We start from the raw sequence: 17,792 nt of genomic DNA on the forward strand, positions 1-17,792 counted from the left end.
GGCGCCATCCTCCTGATCCTGCCCCTGCCGTTTCTGTCGCGCTGGCTGGATATCCTGCCGCTCGGCGGTGTTGTGGCCCGGGGACTGGGCGTCCCGCTGCGGCTGTGCCGGCTCCTGCTGGCCGTGCTGGCAGCCCTCATGACGGCACTTGCCGCCTCGATCGTCGGCCCGCTGGGCCTGGTCGGCCTGGTCGGCCCGCATCTTGCCCGCCTGCTCGGCTTCGGCCGCGGTCTCCAGCAGCTCCTGGCTGCGGTCCTGATCGGAGTGGCACTGATGCTACTGGCCGACTGGCTCGGCCACACCGTCATCTTTCCCTATCAGATCCCGGTCGGCCTGTTCGTGGCGCTGATCGGCGGTCCCTACCTGATCTGGCTCCTGCTGCAAGGAGAAGCGCGCCGTGGCTGAATCGTCCGACCTTGCCGCCGAAGCGGTCGTGCCGCTGGCAGCACCCCATGCGGTGCTCGCCAGGCTGGCGCGCCGTTTGGCCGAGCACGCGACGGTCACCGAGACTGTGGTGGGAGCGCTGATCGAAAGCAAATTCGGTACGGCTAGGCTGACCGCATCGGCTACCTGCCTTCGCATGCGTGCGGAGGGGCATAGCGACACCGCCCTCTCAGTCATGAAGATGGTGCTGGCTGAGCACCTGGTCGAGCTCGCCGATGATGCTGTGCCGGACTTCACCTGGACCGGCCACGACGCCAGCCGGCATGACCTGCCCTATTTCCGTGCGATGATCGTGGCGGGTGCGGAGCAGGTCACGCCGCACATGCGCCGTCTGTTCCTCCAGGGCGATCTGTACGGCCTGGACCAGGATGGCCTGCACGTCCGCCTACTGATCCCCCCCAAGGGCCGCCGGCCGGTCTGGCCCCATGCGCGCGCCGACGGCCGGATCGTCTGGCCAAGCGGCGCAGACCGGCTCGCGGCACGGGTTTATACGATCCGTGGCATCGAGCGGGCAAAGCGCCAGATCGCTGTGGATTTCGTGCTGCATCCGGAGAGCTCAGGCCCAGGCTGCCGCTTCGCCCAGACTGCCCAGCGGGGCGACCCGGTGGGCGTGATGGGGCCAGGCGGCGGCATGCCGGATGCCGTGGCCGGCCGTTACCTGTTCCTTGGCGACGAGACCGCGCTGCCAGCGATCGCCCGGATGGTCGAGGCACTGCCCGCCAGCGCCCATGCGACCATCCGCATCGAGGTGGGGGATCCGGACGAGGAGCAACCGATCGCCTCGGCCGCCGTGCTCGACCTGGTCTGGCTGCACCGCAACGGTCGCCCACCGGGCACCACGTCTCTTTTGGAAGACGCAGCGGCAGTGCTGGATGGCTCCGCCTGGGGGACTGGCCTCCAGGTCTTCGCCGGCTGCGAACATTCCCAGGCTCGCGCGCTCCGCCAGCACTTCGCTGCGCGCGGGCTGGATCGCAAGGCCTTGAACATCGCCGGCTACTGGCGACAGAGCGGCCAAGCGGAAGACATCTAGCTGTCTGAGCGAGGGTGAGACCTGGATCGTGCCCTGTTGCGCAGACAACGGCGCCGGTTTTCCATCCCAGTCGCGTCCGGTCGAGGAGTACGCCGCGCCGCTGGGCCATGCCCAGTCGCCCCCGTAGGCCCGGGCGCAGATCAGGGCCCGGCAGGCTCCCGTGCCGAAGCTGCCACGGCGATCGCGCGGCGAAGAAATAGCTCGCCCCGTGGTCGATCGACATGCGCAGTTCTCCCTCGTCGGCCTTGAGCAGCAGCTTGGCACCACGTGAGCCCGTCAGGAGCAGGCGGACGAGCACCACCAGTGTCGACCAGTACCGGTCCTGCAACTGGAGGAGATAGCCGTTCACTGGGCTGGAGCGGAGCTCTACCGAAGAACTCTTGCACCAGCTCCGCAGCAACATCCGAGGTGATGGCTGGAAACAGTTCGGCCGGCATACGCAGATAGCCATCCGGCACCAGGGTGACGTAGATGGAGCGACGTGCTGCTGTGTGCCTGCCGCCAAAAGAACATCCTTTTGAGCGACCTAACGGGCGTGATCCTTATCTCGTGCCTATCTCGGATGCAGAAACTTCCACCACGAAAGCTTAAGCTGCGTTTGCTGATACTCCGACTAGGTGGATGGTCCTTGTCTGACCTCAGCGGCCTCCGGCCAGTACAGGAGCGCCGCCTTTCCCGCCTCGCTCAGCGCATACACGCCCCGCTCGACCCGCACGAACCAGCCATAGACGTTGTGGCGCAGGATCGAGAGCGCATCCGGGACGACTGGCTTTAGGTCCCGCGGCCGCTTCGGCTCGTCGGCCAACGCCGCCGCACAGGCCAAAGCGCGTTGCCGATAAGCGGTCATGATCGGCTGGCGCGACCCGCCGCCGATCACCGGATCGCCCAGACGGCGCCGATGCTCCTCGACCAGTTGGGAGCGGCGCTTGGGATCCTTGCGCGGCAGCGAGGCTGTCGGGCTCACCAGGAGCTGGACCTCGCCATCCGCTGCGACACCGAGCAGGCCAAAGCCCAAGCGTCGGCACAAATGGCGAAAGCGCGAATCGCTCTCCCGCCCCTTGCCGCGGGCAGACAGCCGCGCGGCCAGCCAGATCTCATCCGCGGCAGCCGCACGGTCGACCCCCTGCAGGACGAGCTCGAGATTGAAGCTCTGCTTCAGCTCACCGATCACCATGATCGGCAGATCCTCCCCTTTGAGCGCCACCAGATCGCACCCGCCGATCTCGCCTTTGACGGTGTAGCCGAGCCCTTCCAGGAAGCGTTTGACCGGCAGGTAGAGCAAGGTCTCCAAAGCTGAGGCTCCCGTTGATCAGGCCGGTCGCTCACCGCCCTTGCGCGCCAACAGCTTCGCGCCGTCCGGCCGCAGCTGCCCAGTAGGATCGACATGGCGGTAGAGGATCTGACGGGTGATGCCGAGCTCCGTCACAGCTCAACCAGTTTGGTGTCCCATGAACGCCTGCGCCAGCTTGGGCTTGGCCGGGGTCATCTTGAACGGCCGGCCGCCCTGGCGCCCGCTCGCCCACCACCACCTTGAGCCCGATGGCGCGCTGGGTGGCGGACGCACCGCACAGGATCGTGGGCTTCCAGAACCCGCAGATTGACCGGATGCTCAGCTATCGCGATGCTGGGCCGACCTATCCGATCGAGCTGATCGATTCCTTCGCCACGATCACCTTCGTCGAGGACCACGGCCGCGACGACGAGACGGTGATCGCGTGCGGACCCGAGGAACTGCCGCCCGGCTATGCGGCGCGACGCAACTGAGACGCTGCGTGCATGACTTGTCCGACGTGCTTGAGCTGTTAGGTGGCGACCTCCAGGAACAGGCTCATCATGCGGGGGCGACGTCGGCTAGGACAATGATCTGGTCGGTACCTGGGCGGCAGGCAGCGAACAGCTAGGGCCCCTTAGCTCCTGAAATCTGTCCCCATCCGCTATGTGGTGGGTGGCAGATCGGGTGGAGTTGATGACTTATGTGCTGACGGATCAACACTGCTGCGCCAACACGGGGTCGAGGGGCTGGAGGCCGCGAGCTGCAGGCTGGGCGAACGGTGGTAGAGATGCAGGCGGCGCTTAGAGTACCTGAGACCGAGAGCTAGACCAGCCAGCTACCGAGGCAACACGAGGGCACTGGTCCCTGTCGTAGGCCATCGGCTTCCTAGGGAGGCTCGAAGCTGGCTGTGTGCCTGACATCGGTGCGGATCGACCTTATTGTTACAGCCAGCATGGCCAGCCAACCGCATTCCCACGACCAAGATCATCAGCACTGCGTCGCCGATGTGCCGGCCAGGGCCGACCGGCCTGAATGCCTTCATCGGCTGCCCGCACCCCAACAAGCTGCACAGCAGCGCCATTCGCCAGTGCCACAGCTGCGGCGAGGTGGTCGAACTGGTAACCAACCAGCTGGGCGGCCTGTGCCGCGCTTGTGCGCTATGAGGGAGAGCGGCGGAAACTCAGGCATAAGAGCGTTAGCCCTGGCGCTTCCCTTCTTCCTAGCATGTACTCCGGCGCAGGCTCACCCGCATGTCTGGATCACTGCAGAGATTACCTTCGCCGCCTCGGAGGGCCAGTTGCGTGAGATCCGACATGTCTGGCGCTTCGACGAGCTGTTCAGTGAGTTCCTGACCACCGAATTCGATGGCGACGGGGATGGCCGCTTCTCGACGGAGGAGACGACTCGATTGGCAGATGAGGCTTTCTCCTTGCTAGCAGAGACCGACTATCTGAGTGACCTACGGGTGGGGGAGCGGCGTATCCCACTGCAGACGGCTACCGGCCTTGTCGCCACCATTAATCCGGATAGCCATTTCGTCACTTATCACTTCACGCTGCCGCTGCTCGAGCCGGTGTCACTCGCGGATGGTATCCGTCTGGCGCTCTACGAGGAGACCTTCTACGTCGACATCGGGTTGGCCGGGCCAGAGGCAGTCGACTTTGACGGAACCTCCGCCTGTAGTGCCGAAGTCGGCGTCGACTCGGATTTCGAACTGCTGGGCGGCCTGTTTCATCCTCCGGTGATCCGGCTGACATGCGTCTCGTCCTGACCGCGGCTTGTCTGGTCCTGGCGATTGGCGGCACCGTCCTGCTCTGGCAATCGCTGGGGCCGACGCTGGTGTCGACTTGGCTCACATTCCAGCGCGACGTGAACGGTCAAGTCGCGGCCGGCATGCGCGACCTGAAGGAGGGTGACTCGCTGCTGCCTCTGGTGGGCGGCATTGGGCTGGCGTTCCTCTACGGTGCGATACACGCGATTGGGCCGGGTCACGGCAAGCTGGTGATCACCAGCTACTTCGCCACCCGCAATGCCCGTCCCTGGTATGGCTTTCTGATGGCAGCTCGAATCGGCACCATGCATGTCGTCTCGGCGGTCGTGGTGGTGGGTTTTGCTGACTTCCTGCTGCGCCGCACCTTTAGTGGTGTTCCAACCGAACTGCCGGCAATTCGGATCATCGCCTACGCGATCCTGACCGTGACCGGCCTATGGATGCTAACTCAGGCGTTCCGCCGCCTGCGCCCCCCTGCGGTACCATTGCCGGCTAAACCCGGAAGTGCGCTGGTCCGAGCCCATCTGGCCGGACCGACTGGCGTCCCGCCGCCGGCCATGCCTGGAAGCCAGCGCGAGAACGGTCTGCTGGCCGTGGCAGTGGGCCTGGTACCATGTACCGGCTCAATCCTGATCCTGAGCTTCGCGCTTGCGAACGATGTGTTGTGGACCGGCTACCTGCTGGTAGCGGCGATCGCGCTCGGCATGACGCTCACCATGACCATGCTGGGTCTGGGAGCCATTGGTCTGAACCGGCTGCTGGTCTGGCGCTCCGGGCGAAGCGGGCGGGCCGAGCAGGCACTGGATCTGGCAGGCGCCGTCCTCGTCACCGGCTTTGGCCTCATCCTACTTGGCGGGGCCGCCCTGTCATGACCAAGCATCCCGGATGATCGTAGGCATCATTAGGCGGCCGGCGTAATCTACAGTGTTCGCCTAACTGTGTAGACCTGTAGCACGACTTCCCTGAATGGCCGACATTTACCACACCCTGCTCTATCGTTGCCTAGTGTCGGCCGGGCTCTGCCGCTCAACTCGCCAGCATTGCGACTGACTTCATGCATGTGGAGGCCAAGGCAAGCATCCCCATGGCCCGCCCGAACAGCTGAGCCTGAATAGACTTGACCCGCTCGATCACCGCGCCGGTGGTGACCCTGGCGACAGCCGCTTACCTACCTGAACGTTGTTCCGGCCGGGCCGCTGAGGATGTCAGCACGGACGCTGGCCGACGCTTCCGAGACGAGGCTGCGTCGCCTGTACGTGACGCAGGATCCCAAGGCCATTCCCTGCAACTCAGGTAGCACCGTCCGGTCAGGAGGAACCGGAACAGCTGGATAGACGGTGCCTGAGCCATAGCGTGGAAAGCTCATTGCGGCCTATGATATGCAACGTTATAACGTTGCTATACTGCACTGGCCGACTCTGCGGTTCCTCCTTCCATCGCAAGGTATGCAGCATGCTGCGCAAACTGGCGCCCGAACAACGGCTTCCCTCACGGCTGCCGGTAACCGTGCTCTCCGGCTTCCTGGGTGCAGGCAAAACGACGCTGCTCAACCACATCCTGCACAATCGCGAGGGCCGGCGCGTCGCGGCCATCGTCAACGACATGTCTGAGGTGAACGTCGACGTAGCACTGGTGCGTGAGAGCGGCGGCCTCTCCCGCACCGAGGAGAAGCTGGTCGAGATGACCAACGGCTGCATCTGCTGCACGCTGCGCGACGACCTGCTGAAGGAAGTGGCGCGTCTCGCCGCAGAAGGGCGGTTCGATTATCTGGTCATCGAAGGCACCGGCATCGCCGAGCCGCTGCCGGTCGCCGCCACGTTTGAGTTTCGCGACGAGAACGACCGCGCGCTTTCGGACGTGGCCCGGCTAGACACGATGGTGACCGTGGTCGATGCGGCGAACCTGCTGCGCGACTACGCCAGCAGCGACTTCCTGGCGGATCTGGGCGAGATCGCTGGTGAGGGCGACACCCGCAATCTGGTTGATCTGCTGGTCGATCAGATCGAGTTCGCTGATGTGATCGTCCTGAACAAGGTCTCCCTGGTTCCAAAGGACCAGCTTGCGCCGGTCCGTGCGGTGATCCGCGGGCTCAATCCCGACGCGCGCGTGATCGAGACCGACTTTGCCCGAGTGCCGCTGGACGAGGTGCTCAACACCGGCCGGTTCGACTTCGCCAGGGCGCATGAGCATCCCCTTTGGTACAAGGAGCTGAACGGCTTTGCCGATCATGTTCCCGAGACCGAAGAGTATGGCGTCTCAAGCTTCGTCTACCGCGCGCGCCGGCCGCTCCACCCGCACCGCTTCAGCGAGTTCCTGGCCACGACGTGGCCAGGCCTGATCCGGGCCAAGGGCTTGTTCTGGCTGGCGACACAACCCGCTTATGTCGGCGAGATGAGCCTGGCAGGTGCCATCTGTCGGACCGAGCCGCTGGGCATTTGGTGGGCGGCCGTGCCGCGCCGGCAGTGGCCGGACGATCCGACTTGGCGGAACCAGCTCCAGCAGCATTGGGCTCCCGGCTGGGGGGACCGCCGTCAGGAACTGGTCTTCATCGGCCAGGACCTGGACCGCGCCGCGATCGAAGCAGCCTTGGATAGCTGCCTGGTTGGCGAGGAGGATGCGTTTGGCTTCGATCCTGGCCAGTTCAAGCACCTGCCCGACCCATTTCCCAGCTGGCAGCGGGTGGCGGCGTGATGGTCCAGCCAGCCAGTAGAGAGGGCAGGATCGCAATACCTGCCTTGCACCGTGTCCTTCTCGACCTCCTGCGCGAGAATGAACGGCCGATCGGCGCGTACACGCTTGTACGGATGCTGTCGGAGAAGCTGAAGCGGGGCGTTTCCCCACCGACCCTCTATCAAGCCCTCAGCCGGCTGATACAACAAGGGCTGGTCGTGCGGGTGGAACGCAGGGACTGCTACATCGCCACCCGCCATCCAGGCATCGCCAGCACCCGCCTGTTTCTGATCTGCGGGCATTGTGATGCGGTCGAAGAGAAACTGGCGCCGCAGCTAGATGTGCAACTGGCCGAAGAGGCGCAGGCCTCCGGCTTCAAGATCGCCCGCAACGATGTTGAAGTCGAAGGTCCCTGCCGATGCTGCGCTGATCAGGTGGAACTGTCTGCCTCGCACCCGTCGCAGACGGAGACATGTTCGCCGCGCAGGCACCGGCGCCTGGCCTGCAGCAGCTAGTCCCTACCTGAACCGGCTCTCCGCGCAACACGGCCTGCAGGCCCCTGCCCATAACTCGGAGTCCTTGTCCCATGATGATACGCCGACATCTGCTCGGCTTGGCAGCGCTTGGCATCCTCGCTGCGGCAAGTAACCAAGCTTCAGCCACCGATCAGCACCTGAAGGTGGTAGCGAGCTTCTCGATCATTGCCGACTTCGCGAAGAATGTCGGCGGCGACCGGATCGGCATCACCTCGTTGGTTGGTCCGAACGGTGACGCCCATGTCTACGAACCGAAGCCGGCCGATGCCATCGCCGTTGGCGCCGCCGATGTGGTGCTGGTCAACGGTCTCCAGTTCGAAGGCTTCCTCCGACGCCTCGTGGAAGCGAGTGGCACGACAGCCGCTGTTGTCGAGCTGACGAAGGGCGTCGAACTGCTCCGCAACGCCGAGGAAGACCATCAGCACGATCATGACGACACCACCGGTGGTCATGAGCACGGGCATGAGGATGCCCACGGCCACCATCACCATGGTGAGTTCGATCCCCATGCCTGGCAGTCGGTGCCCAATGCCGAGATCTATGTGGCGAACATCGCCGATGCCTTCTGCGCTGCCGATGCGGCCGGCTGCGATGCCTACCGGGCCAACGCACAGGCCTATGGCGAGCAGCTCAAGGCATTAGACGTAGAGATCAGGGCCGCCATGGCGGAGCTTCCTGAGGACAAGCGCACGGTCATCACCTCGCACGATGCCTTTGGCTATTTCAAACACGAGTACGGGCTCACTTTTCTGGCGCCGGAAGGTGTCTCCACCGAATCCGAGGCTTCGGCAGCCGATGTCGCTGCACTGATCAGGCAGATCAAGGAAGACAAGGCGTCGGCCATCTTCATGGAGAACATTGCTAATTCCAAGCTGATCGAGCAGATCGCAAGAGAAACTGGCCTGACGATCGGTGGTGAACTTTACTCGGATGCGCTGTCTGATCATAGCGGCCCGGCTGCAACCTATATCGACATGATGCGGTACAACATGACGACCATCAAAGGCGCCAGCCTCGGAAGCTGAGCGCCGGGTGCGCGACTGCAGAGGCAAGTGCTGTGCCTTTCTCGACCGAAGCTCATCATACAACAACAAGTAGGAGACTACCGTGAAGGCTAGCTTGGTGTCCGCCACGACCATCGCGCTGTTCATGTCGCTATCGGCAAGCGTGACCCATGCAGAGGAGGTGAGTGCCTGGCGCCTCTTCGTCTCGGATCACGCGGATCCGAAGGTGACGGTGATCGATGCAGTCGACCAGCAGAAGCTCGACACGTTCCAGATCAAGGGGCCAGCTTCGCTCTATCGTACCGAAAGCGGCGAGACCGTGTTCGCCGTGCAGGGCGATGCCGGCGTGGTCTCAGCAATCTCGACGGGCATCAGCTTCCACGATCACGGAGATCATGGCGACATCGAGGTCGAGGATGCCAAGCTGCTCGATGTCGAGTTCGTTGGCGCCAAGCCCGCCCACTTCGTTGAGCTGCAGGGCAATGTCGCCCAATGGTTCGATGGAGAGGATGCGGCGCGGTTCTTCACCGAGCGAGCGATCCTGGACGGCAATGCCGAGGTCCGTACCGCCAATGTTGGCGCGCCGCACCATGGCGTCGCCGTGCCTTATCAGAACCATGCCGTTGTCTCGGTCCCGAACCCCGAGGATGCCTCCAAGCGGCCGATCGGAGCACGCATCGTAGACTTCAACGGTAACCAGGTCGGCGAGGACGCAGCCTGCCCTGGCCTTCATGGCTCTGCCGGCTCCGGCAGCCTCTATGCGCTCGCTTGCGACACGGGGCTTCTGCTCGTTACCCAGGAGAGCGGCGTTCCGCAGATCCGGCATCTTCCTTATTCGGCCTCCTTGCCGGAAGGCAGCTCCTCGACCCTTATCGGCGGCAAGGGGCTGCAGTACTTCATCGGCAATTACGGTCCTGATCGCATCGTGGTGGTCGATCCGTCGCAAGGCGATAGCGGCTTCAAGCTCGTGCAACTGCCCACCCGCCGGGTCCACTTCGTGGTTGATCCGATCCGGACACGGTTCGCCTATGTCGTCACGGAAGATGGGCAGCTGCACAAGGTCGACGTGCTCGACGGCAAGATCGTGCAGTCGCTGAGGCTGACCGATCCCTACTCCATGGACGGGCACTGGAGCGATCCGCGACCACGCCTCGCCGTTGCCGGCGATCAGGTGGTCGTCACCGATCCGCTGAATGGCAAACTGCACCTGGTGAACGCGGAAAGCTTCACTAAGGCAGATGAGATCGGGGTCGACGGCAAGCCGTTCAACATTGTCTCTGTTGGTGGTGCCGGAAAGGTACACGGACATGAGTAGGCGTTTCACTTAGGTGGCTGATGTACATCCGATAATAGCCTGTCATCCCTGAGAAGCCTTACTTTAAGACCTGTCTATTTCCCGACCGAGGCTCAATGAGCAGCAGATCATCGGCACTCTAAAACTGCACCAAGCAGGCACGAGCGCCGCTGATCTCTGCCGGAAGTACGGGATCAGCGAGCTGAGGTTCTACAATTGGTGCTCGAAGTACAGCAGCTCTTAGCCTCTTTAGCTCGGAAGGGCGGCAGGATCTCATCGGCCAGCAGATCGAAGTCCTATATTTCCCACACTAGAGTCAGCGCTTCCACCAGCCGATCCGCATGGCTGTTGCGGGTGCCGGTCAGGCGTAGAATCAGGCAGCGTCGGTGGCCAGACGATCCGCATTCGGGTGCTTGAGGCGTCGTAGAGTAGCGCTTGGCAGGTCCGCCAGCGTAACAGAGCAACACGGGGCAGAGCGTATTCAACAAAACAAGGGCCAAGCCACGACAGGTGCAGAGCACGAAGGAGGGAGGTGGCAGCCGGGTATCCTCCAGCGCGCCCAAATCTAGATCGAGTACATGCTGTGGATCGGCATCGGCATGAGATGTCTTGTAGTAGCTACCTCAGCAAGGTTCCTGCATGAGGCGTCACCCACGTTGCACATGGTCATTCTTGATCCTTCCAGGACTACTATAGATGAACCGGCCTTAACAAGACGAGCGCCTCGACGGGACAGGCCATCCCCGCGCTTATGATCAGGACCATCGACATTGCTTGCGCTCGCCGCCGCGATAGCAGCATGTTCTGGCACCCTCCTGCCAGGACCACTCCTGCATCATCACAGGGGAGTACGGCGCGGAACATGCCGCAGTTGACGCAAAAAGTAACCGGTTACATTCTCCGATAACAGATCAGGGGCGTCCTCTTCCCTGCGCCGTCAGCAGGAGTGTGGTCGCAGCCCGATGGAGGAGGCGCTTGATGAAGATCACGATCCTGGCGGCGAGCCTCGTTGCCCTGATGAGCGGCACGGCATTCGCCGAGACCTACAAGATCGGGCTGTCGAATGGCTGGGTGGGCAGCGAGTGGCGCACCCAGATGATCGAGGAGGCCCAGGCGGCCGCGCAGGCGTGGAAGGACAAGGGCGTCGACATCGAGCTGGTGATCCAGAGCTCGGACGTCGACGTGCAGGGCCAGATCGGCGCCGTGCGCAACTTCATGAACCAGGGCGTGAACGCCATCATCATCAACCCGAACAGCCCGACCGCCTTCGATCCGGTGTTCGCCCAGGCCAAGGAGTCGGGCATCCTGGTGGTTGCCACCGACGCCGAGGTCTCCTCGCCCGACGCCATCTATGTCGGCATCGACCAGACGGACTGGGCGCGCAAGTCGGCGCAGTGGCTGGCGGATGCGCTAGGCGGCAAGGGCAATGTCGTGACCATCAACGGCGTGGCCGGGCATCCCGCCAACGAGATGCGGGTCGCCGGCTACCGCGAGGTGTTCGAGAAGTACCCGGACATCAAGGTGCTGAACGAGGCCAACGCCAACTGGGACCAGGCGCAGGGCCAGCAGACCATGCAGAACCTGCTGGCGACCTATCCCGACATCAACGGCGTGTGGGTGCAGGACGGCATGGCGGCCGGTGCCTGGCGCGCGATCCAGGCGGCCGGCAAGACCGGCGACATCGCGGCCACCGGCGAGATCCGTAAGGACTTCCTGGACCTGTGGTCGGCTGAGAAGCTCAATTCCGGCGCCTCGGTCAATCCGCCGGGAGTCATGGCGAGTGCCTTGAACGTCACCGTGCTGCGCCTGCAGGGCAAGGAGTTCAAGGACGACATCTTCACCGGCCAGTACGACAACGCGATCTACCTGCCGATCCCGTTCGTTTCCAACGACAATCTGGCCGATACGCTGAAGGCGGCCGAGGGCAAGCCCGGCTACTGGTCGGTGACCTCGGTGCTCTCGCCGGACGAGGCGGCGCAGTTCTTCAAGTGATCCCGACCCTGGCGCGCGGTCCCTGGCAGCAGGGACCGCGCGGCTTGAAGGCCTCGCCATGCCCCCTGCCCTGAAAGCGCAAGGCATCACCAAGCGCTTCGATGCCGTGGTGGCCCTGTCGGACGGCGCCTTGACCGTGGAGCGGGGCGAGATCCATGCGCTGCTCGGCGCCAATGGCTGTGGCAAGAGCACGCTGTGCAAGATCATCGCCGGCACGGTGCTGCGCGACGGGGGCAGCGTCGAGGTCGACGGGGCGCCCCTGGAGCCGAAGCGGCCGGCCGACGCCGAAGCTGCCGGCATCGCCCTGTTCTACCAGGAACTCTCCCTGGTGCCGCAGCTCACGGTCGCGGAGAACATCTTCCTGGGCCACGAGCCGCGCACGCGCGCAGGCTTCATCGACCGGCGGACGCTGGAAGATGATGCCGGCCGGCTGCTCGGCCCGTTCAAGGTGGTCGCCGGCAGCGGGCTCGACCTGCACATGCCAGTGGCGCACCTGGCGCCCGACCAGCGCCAGATCGTGGAGATCCTGAAGGTCCTGGCCCGGCGGCCGAGGCTGATCATCTTCGACGAGGCGACGGCAGCGCTCGACCGGCGGCAGGTCGAGTTCTTCTTCCGCATGCTGCGCGAGCTCAAAGCGCAGAGCATCGCGATGATCTTCATCTCGCATCGGCTCGACGAGGTGTTCGAGATCTGCGATCGGATCACCGTCATGCGCAACGGCGCCACGGTGGCGACCTATCCGGCCGCCGAAACCGACGTGAACCGTGTGGTGCACGCCATGGTCGGCGCGATGACTGAGCATCTGCATCCGCCGCAGGTCGAGCGGCCGGCCAATGAGCAGCCGCGCCTAGTGGTCGACCGCGCTCGGGGCAGGCGGCTCCGGGACGTTTCGCTGACGCTCCGGCCGGGCGAGATCCTCGGTCTCGGCGGCTTGCAGGGCCAGGGACAGTCAGCACTCCTGCGCGGCCTGTTCGGCGCGGACTCGCTCGATTCGGGCAGGGTGAACCTCGATGGTGCATCGCTGAGGCTGCGCAAGCCAGCCGACGCCGTCCACCATGGCATCGCCTACGTCTCCGGCGATCGCGGGCGCGATGCAGCCCTACACGGGCGCTCGATCTTCGAGAACATCGCGGCTGCCAGCTTCATCCGAGAACGCCGGTTCCTGGTCTGGCCGAGTAGGCTGGCGGAGCGCTTCCGGCAGGCGGCAGCGGCGCTCAACACCAAGTATGTCGGTCTGGAGGCGCCGATCGGCTCACTCTCCGGCGGCAACCAGCAGAAGATCTTCATTGCCCGCTGGCTCGCGACCAGGCCCGCCGTGCTGCTGCTCGACGATCCCACCAAGGGGATCGACCTCGCGGCCAAGGCCGACTTCTTCGACCTAGTCCAGCACCTTGCCGCGGAAGGTACCAGCATCCTGTTTTACAGTTCGGAGGACGCAGAACTCCTGGGCCTCTGCAACCGGATCCTCGTGTTCAACGGGGGTACGATCGCCGCCGAGCTCTCGGGCAGCACCATGACCGCCCTCCACCTCACCCGTGCCGCCTACGGGGATGCGGCATGACCGGCATGTCGACGTTCCTGCGTGGCCACAGATGGCTCGTGACCCTGCTCGCCCTGCTCGTGCTGGTCGTGGTCAACGCGGTGCTGCAGCCCAACCTGTTCACCGGCACCGTGCTCAAGTCGAACCTGACAGTGTTCCTGCCGTTGGTGCTGGTCGCCATCGGCCAGACCTATGTGGTGCTGGCGGGTGATATCGACCTGTCGGTCGGGGCCATCATCGCGCTCGTGAACGTGGTGACGGTCACGGTGATCGCCGCCATTGGCAACGGCGTGGGTGCGGTGCTGCTCGGCCTTTTGGCTGGCGTGCTGACGGGGATGGCCTGCGGGCTGTTCAACGGCTTCCTCGTGGCGGTGATGCGCTTCCAGCCGATCGTCACGACGTTTGCGACCGGGATCATCTTCAGTGGGCTGGCGTTACGCGTGCTGCCGACGGCGGGCCTGCCGGTACCGACTCCCTACTGGCGGACCTATGCCGGCAGCCTGCTGGGTCTGCCGGTCACGCTCTGGATCCTCGCAGCGACTCTGTTGCTCGTGGCACTGCTATCCTGGCGGCCATTCCTGACCCATCTGGCAGCCGTGGGCGGCTCGCGTACCGGCGCCTTCCAGACGGGTCTGCCGGTGGCGCGCATCCGGATCCAGGGCTACGTCCTGGCTGGCCTGTTCTCGGCCTTTGCCAGCCTGTGCCTGACCGGCGAGACCGCCAGCGGCGATCCGCTGATGGGCCGGATGCTGGCCCTGTCCTCGATCTCTGCGGTGGTGCTGGGCGGCACCGCGCTCGCCGGCGGCTCGGGCAGCGCGTTGGGCTCGGTTCTGGGCGCCCTCGTGCTCGGCATGATCGGCAACGTGATCTTCTTCGCCGGCCTGCCGTTCGAGTACCAGACCCTCGTCCAGGGACTGATCACGCTCGCTGCCCTTGCAGGCGGCGTGCTGATGGCAGGACGCCAGAGGTGGTGATGGCTAGGATCAAGACCCTCCTCGCCGAGCCGCTGGTTCTGGCGTCGATCGCCATCCTGATTCTCCTGGCAGGAGGTGAGCTGCTTTCGCCGGGTTTCGCCCGCGGCGACCAGGTCACCCGGCTCCTGACCGTCTCCGCGATCCTCGGGATCGTCGCGGCCGGGCAGAGCCTCGTGGTGATTGGCGGGCGCGAGGGCATCGACCTATCCGTGGGCGTGCTGATCTCGCTCGGCGCGTTTACGGCCGGCAACGTGATGGACGGTGTCAACGGGGCCATCCTGCCCGCTGTCCTGGCCGCCGGCGGCGTGACCTTCGCGATCGGGATCGTGAACGGCCTGGGTGTTACCCTCTTGCGTATCCCCCCACTGGTAATGACGCTTGGCATGATGGGCGTCGTCCAGGGTGGTCTGGTCGTGCTTTCCCGCGGGGCGCCATCCGGCAATGCCGCGCCGATGCTCATGGGCTTCGTCAATCAGCCGCTGCTGCTGGGGTTTCCTGGCATCCTGTTCGTCTGGGCGCTGATCGCGTTTGTCATGTGGTTCCTGCTCCGGCGGACCAGCTTCGGCTACGCCGTCTACGCCATGGGCTCGAATGAGCGCGCCGCGGCCCTGACCGGGATGCCGACCAGCCTGCTCCGCACGATTCTCTACGGCCTGTCGGGCCTGTTTGCCGGGCTCACTGGGGTCTGCGTGATCGGCTACACCGGCAACAGCTTTATCAGCGTTGGCGACCAGTATGTGCTGCCCTCGATCATCGCGGTGGTGATCGGCGGGGTGTCGCTGGCCGGTGGGTCCGGCAACTACTTCGGCGTGGTGCTGGGGGCGATCGCCCTGACCCTCCTGCAAAGCGTGCTGACGACCCTGCAGCTCGAGTTCTGGGGACGGCAGATCATCTTCGGTGCCGTGCTGCTCGGCCTGATGCTGCTCTACGGCCGGCAGAAGCAGCTGCGGATCTAGCCGTGACGGTCTCCACCATCCGTAGCGTCGCAAAGTATGCCGGCGTGTCCATAGCCACGGTCTCGCGCGCCCTGGCGAGACCGAACGCGGTGCGACCCGGCACCCGCGAGAAGGTCCTGGCCGCGGTGGCGGCCTTAGACTTCGTGCCGAACGCACAGGCGGTACAGTTCCGCCGCCGTGCGACCCGTACGGTGATCTTGCTGGTCCGCGATATCTCCAACCCCTTCTATCTCGACATCTTCAAGGGCGTGGAGGAGATCGCGTTCGCGGCCGGCTATCGGGTCCTGATGGGTGATGCTCGCAACGAGGCCGCCAGGGTCGGGCATTATGTAGAGATGGTCCGGCGGCGCCAGGCGGATGGCCTGATCCTGATGACTGGTTGGCTGCCTTCCCCGCTGCCAAAGCCATCCGCCCTCCCCCCGATCGTCGTGGCACTCGAGTTCATCCCGGAGGCGGACCTGCCGACTGTCACCATCGACAATCAAGCTGCGGCAAAGCAGGCGGTCGATCATCTGGTCGGGCTCGGCCACCGCCGGATCGCGCACCTGACTGGTCCTACACCCGAGGTCATGAGCTTGGGGCGCCACGAAGGTTATCTTTCCGGCTTAGCCGCAGCGGGGATTGAGCCGGATCCGGACCTGATTGTGCGCGGCGACTTTCACCTCGCTTCAGGACGGGCGGGCGTGGTGGAGCTTCTTGCCCGCGGCGTCGACTTCACCGCCATCTTCGCCAGCAGCGACGCCATGGCGGTCGGCGCCATCAACGAGCTTCGGGCGCGTGGTCAGCGGGTGCCGGAAGACGTGTCGGTGGTCGGCTTCGACGACTCGATCTTTGCCGAGGCCTGCGACCCGCCGCTCACCACGGTCCGTCAGCACCGCCGCGAGATCGGCGGCCGGGCGATGGAGCTGATGATCGAGATCCTGTCGGGCCGCAAGCCGCAGCGGTCCAGCATCTGCGTTGATGTTGAACTGGTTCGCCGCGGCACGACCAAGCCCTCGCTTGCTCATCCGAGCGACGCACCGCTCCCAACCAAGGAAGCGCCATGAGCACGTTCGAGACACGGAAGATCCTGCGCGTAGGCTTCATCGGCGCAGGCTTCATCGCGCATTTCCATCTGAAGTCGCTGGTGGGCGTGCGCAACGTCGAGGTCACCGCGGTCTATAGCCCGACACCCGCCAAGCGGCAGGCGTTCGCCGACACGGTGGCTGAGTTGGGCCTCGGCAGCTGTACACCTCATGAGAATCTGCAGGCGCTGCTATTGTCCGACGAAGTCGACGCGGTCTGGATCCTGTCGCCCAACCACACGCGGCTCGCCACGATGCAGGTGATTGCGGAGACGGTACAAAGTGGCGCCTCCCGGGTGTTCGCGGTCGCCTGCGAGAAGCCGCTCGCGCGCACGCTGCGTGAGGCCAAGGAAATGCTCCGCCTCGTCGAGGAGGCTGGACTCAACCACGGCTATCTCGAGAACCAGCTGTTCTCGACCGCCGTGATGCGGGGCAAGGAGATCATCTGGCGCCGGGCTGTGCCGGCGGCTGGGCGGCCTTACCTCGCGCGTGCCGCCGAGGAGCATAGTGGCCCGCACGAGCCCTGGTTCTGGCAGGGCCAGCAGCAGGGCGGTGGCGTCCTGCTTGACATGATGTGCCACTCGGTCGAGGTTGGCCGGTTCCTGCTGACGCCTCCGGGCGCATCGCGCGACTCGCTGAAACTGAAGAGCGCCACCGGCACGGTAGCCACGCTGAAATGGGCCCGGCCGCATTATGTCGAGGATCTGAAGCGGCGCATGGGTGCGGCGGTCGATTATGCGCGACGGCCAGCCGAGGATTTCGCCCGCGGCATGCTGACCTTCGTCGATCCGGATGGCCAGGAGGTGGTGGTGGAAGCAACCACCTCCTGGGCCTACGTGGGTGCCGGGCTGCGCATCCAGCTGGAACTGCTGGGGCCGGAGTACGCGTTGGAGTTCTCGTCCCTGAACACGCCGCTGCGGATCTTCATGTCGCGGCAGGTGAATGGGTCCGAGGGCGAGGACCTGGTCGAAAAGCAGAACGCCGAACAGGGCCTGATGCCGATCCTGGAGGACGAGGCCGGTGTTTATGGCTACACGGACGAGAACCGGCACATGGTTGAGTGCTTCCGGACCGGTCGGACGCCGATGGAAAGCTTCCACGACGGCGTAGCCGTCGTGGAGATGCTGATGGCACTCTACAAGTCCGCCGAAACGCAGCGCACGGTCAACGTTGGGGATGAGGATCTCACCGAATACGTGCCGGCCGTAGCGCGGCCGGCATAGCTAACCGGCCTGTGCTCGGCA

General features: G+C 64.6%; 17 protein-coding genes and 1 pseudogene. 16 read left to right on the forward strand and 2 right to left on the reverse strand.

Annotated elements, in window-relative coordinates; genetic code table 11:
- Together EQG76_RS28970 and EQG76_RS28975 are read left to right on the forward strand one after the other, a co-directional pair.
- On the forward strand, nucleotides 1-405 hold a 405-nt coding region (locus tag EQG76_RS28970; RefSeq protein WP_159718680.1), incomplete at its 5' end, for an iron chelate uptake ABC transporter family permease subunit.
- Nucleotides 398-1,474: a siderophore-interacting protein gene (locus EQG76_RS28975; protein WP_159718681.1), complete on the forward strand. Its 1,077-nt coding sequence runs from the start codon at nucleotides 398-400 to the stop codon at nucleotides 1,472-1,474. The genes EQG76_RS28970 and EQG76_RS28975, both read left to right, overlap by 8 nt.
- Nucleotides 1,475-2,087: 613 nt before the next feature.
- Here EQG76_RS28975 and EQG76_RS28980 read toward each other — a convergent pair.
- Entirely contained in the window at nucleotides 2,088-2,765 is a 678-nt protein-coding gene (locus EQG76_RS28980; protein WP_159718682.1) for a DUF2161 domain-containing phosphodiesterase, read from the reverse strand.
- 18 nt (nucleotides 2,766-2,783) lie between these two features.
- A pseudogene (locus EQG76_RS33780) lies at nucleotides 2,784-2,993 on the reverse strand (recombinase family protein); the annotation flags it as partial.
- Nucleotides 2,994-3,013: 20 nt separating this feature from the next.
- On the opposite strand from EQG76_RS33780, the gene EQG76_RS28990 reads away from it, so the two are divergent.
- The 14 genes from EQG76_RS28990 (at nucleotide 3,014) to EQG76_RS29055 (ending at nucleotide 17,771) form a co-directional block, all read left to right on the forward strand.
- The gene (locus EQG76_RS28990; RefSeq protein ID WP_159718683.1) at nucleotides 3,014-3,238 is read left to right on the forward strand and encodes a phenolic acid decarboxylase; all 225 of its coding nucleotides are present in this window, start codon (nucleotides 3,014-3,016) and stop codon (nucleotides 3,236-3,238) included.
- Nucleotides 3,239-3,906: 668 nt separating this feature from the next.
- Nucleotides 3,907-4,518 carry a DUF1007 family protein gene (locus EQG76_RS28995; RefSeq protein ID WP_159718685.1) on the forward strand — a complete coding sequence of 204 codons (612 nt, stop codon included), beginning with the start codon at nucleotides 3,907-3,909 and terminating at the stop codon, nucleotides 4,516-4,518.
- Entirely contained in the window at nucleotides 4,503-5,390 is an 888-nt protein-coding gene (locus tag EQG76_RS29000) for a nickel/cobalt transporter (protein ID WP_159718686.1), read from the forward strand. Before EQG76_RS28995 ends, EQG76_RS29000 begins: the two co-directional genes overlap by 16 nt.
- A 580-nt stretch (nucleotides 5,391-5,970) precedes the next feature.
- Nucleotides 5,971-7,209 (forward strand): zinc metallochaperone GTPase ZigA, encoded by a 1,239-nt coding sequence (gene zigA, locus EQG76_RS29005; protein WP_159718687.1) that lies wholly within the window; start codon nucleotides 5,971-5,973, stop codon nucleotides 7,207-7,209.
- Nucleotides 7,210-7,253: 44 nt separating this feature from the next.
- A complete protein-coding gene (locus tag EQG76_RS29010; protein ID WP_159718688.1) occupies nucleotides 7,254-7,703 on the forward strand; it encodes a Fur family transcriptional regulator in 450 nt (149 codons plus the stop codon).
- Nucleotides 7,704-7,777: 74 nt separating this feature from the next.
- The gene (gene aztC / locus EQG76_RS29015) at nucleotides 7,778-8,749 is read left to right on the forward strand and encodes a zinc ABC transporter substrate-binding protein AztC (RefSeq protein ID WP_159718696.1); all 972 of its coding nucleotides are present in this window, start codon (nucleotides 7,778-7,780) and stop codon (nucleotides 8,747-8,749) included.
- Between the two features lie 82 nt (nucleotides 8,750-8,831).
- On the forward strand, nucleotides 8,832-10,043 hold the full coding sequence (gene aztD, locus EQG76_RS29020; RefSeq protein WP_200841223.1) for a zinc metallochaperone AztD: 1,212 nt from the start codon (nucleotides 8,832-8,834) through the stop codon (nucleotides 10,041-10,043).
- A gap of 76 nt (nucleotides 10,044-10,119) precedes the next feature.
- Nucleotides 10,120-10,266 carry a transposase gene (locus tag EQG76_RS29025; protein ID WP_407925584.1) on the forward strand — a complete coding sequence of 49 codons (147 nt, stop codon included), beginning with the start codon at nucleotides 10,120-10,122 and terminating at the stop codon, nucleotides 10,264-10,266.
- 731 nt (nucleotides 10,267-10,997) lie between these two features.
- Nucleotides 10,998-12,014 (forward strand): ABC transporter substrate-binding protein, encoded by a 1,017-nt coding sequence (locus EQG76_RS29030; protein ID WP_407925583.1) that lies wholly within the window; start codon nucleotides 10,998-11,000, stop codon nucleotides 12,012-12,014.
- 58 nt (nucleotides 12,015-12,072) lie between these two features.
- Entirely contained in the window at nucleotides 12,073-13,575 is a 1,503-nt protein-coding gene (locus EQG76_RS29035; RefSeq protein ID WP_159718690.1) for a sugar ABC transporter ATP-binding protein, read from the forward strand.
- Nucleotides 13,572-14,528 carry an ABC transporter permease gene (locus EQG76_RS29040; RefSeq protein WP_159718691.1) on the forward strand — a complete coding sequence of 319 codons (957 nt, stop codon included), beginning with the start codon at nucleotides 13,572-13,574 and terminating at the stop codon, nucleotides 14,526-14,528. The genes EQG76_RS29035 and EQG76_RS29040 overlap by 4 nt, the downstream gene beginning before the upstream one ends.
- On the forward strand, nucleotides 14,528-15,484 hold the full coding sequence (locus tag EQG76_RS29045) for an ABC transporter permease (RefSeq protein ID WP_159718692.1): 957 nt from the start codon (nucleotides 14,528-14,530) through the stop codon (nucleotides 15,482-15,484). Before EQG76_RS29040 ends, EQG76_RS29045 begins: the two co-directional genes overlap by 1 nt.
- Nucleotides 15,485-15,486: 2 nt before the next feature.
- Nucleotides 15,487-16,530, forward strand: a complete 1,044-nt coding sequence (locus tag EQG76_RS29050) for a LacI family DNA-binding transcriptional regulator (RefSeq protein WP_159718693.1) — start codon at nucleotides 15,487-15,489, stop codon at nucleotides 16,528-16,530.
- Nucleotides 16,527-17,771: a Gfo/Idh/MocA family protein gene (locus EQG76_RS29055; protein ID WP_159718694.1), complete on the forward strand. Its 1,245-nt coding sequence runs from the start codon at nucleotides 16,527-16,529 to the stop codon at nucleotides 17,769-17,771. The genes EQG76_RS29050 and EQG76_RS29055 overlap by 4 nt, the downstream gene beginning before the upstream one ends.
- Nucleotides 17,772-17,792 lie beyond the last annotated feature (21 nt).

This window comes from Geminicoccus flavidas, assembly GCF_009806515.1.
Taxonomy (GTDB): Bacteria; Pseudomonadota; Alphaproteobacteria; order Geminicoccales; family Geminicoccaceae; genus Geminicoccus; species Geminicoccus flavidus.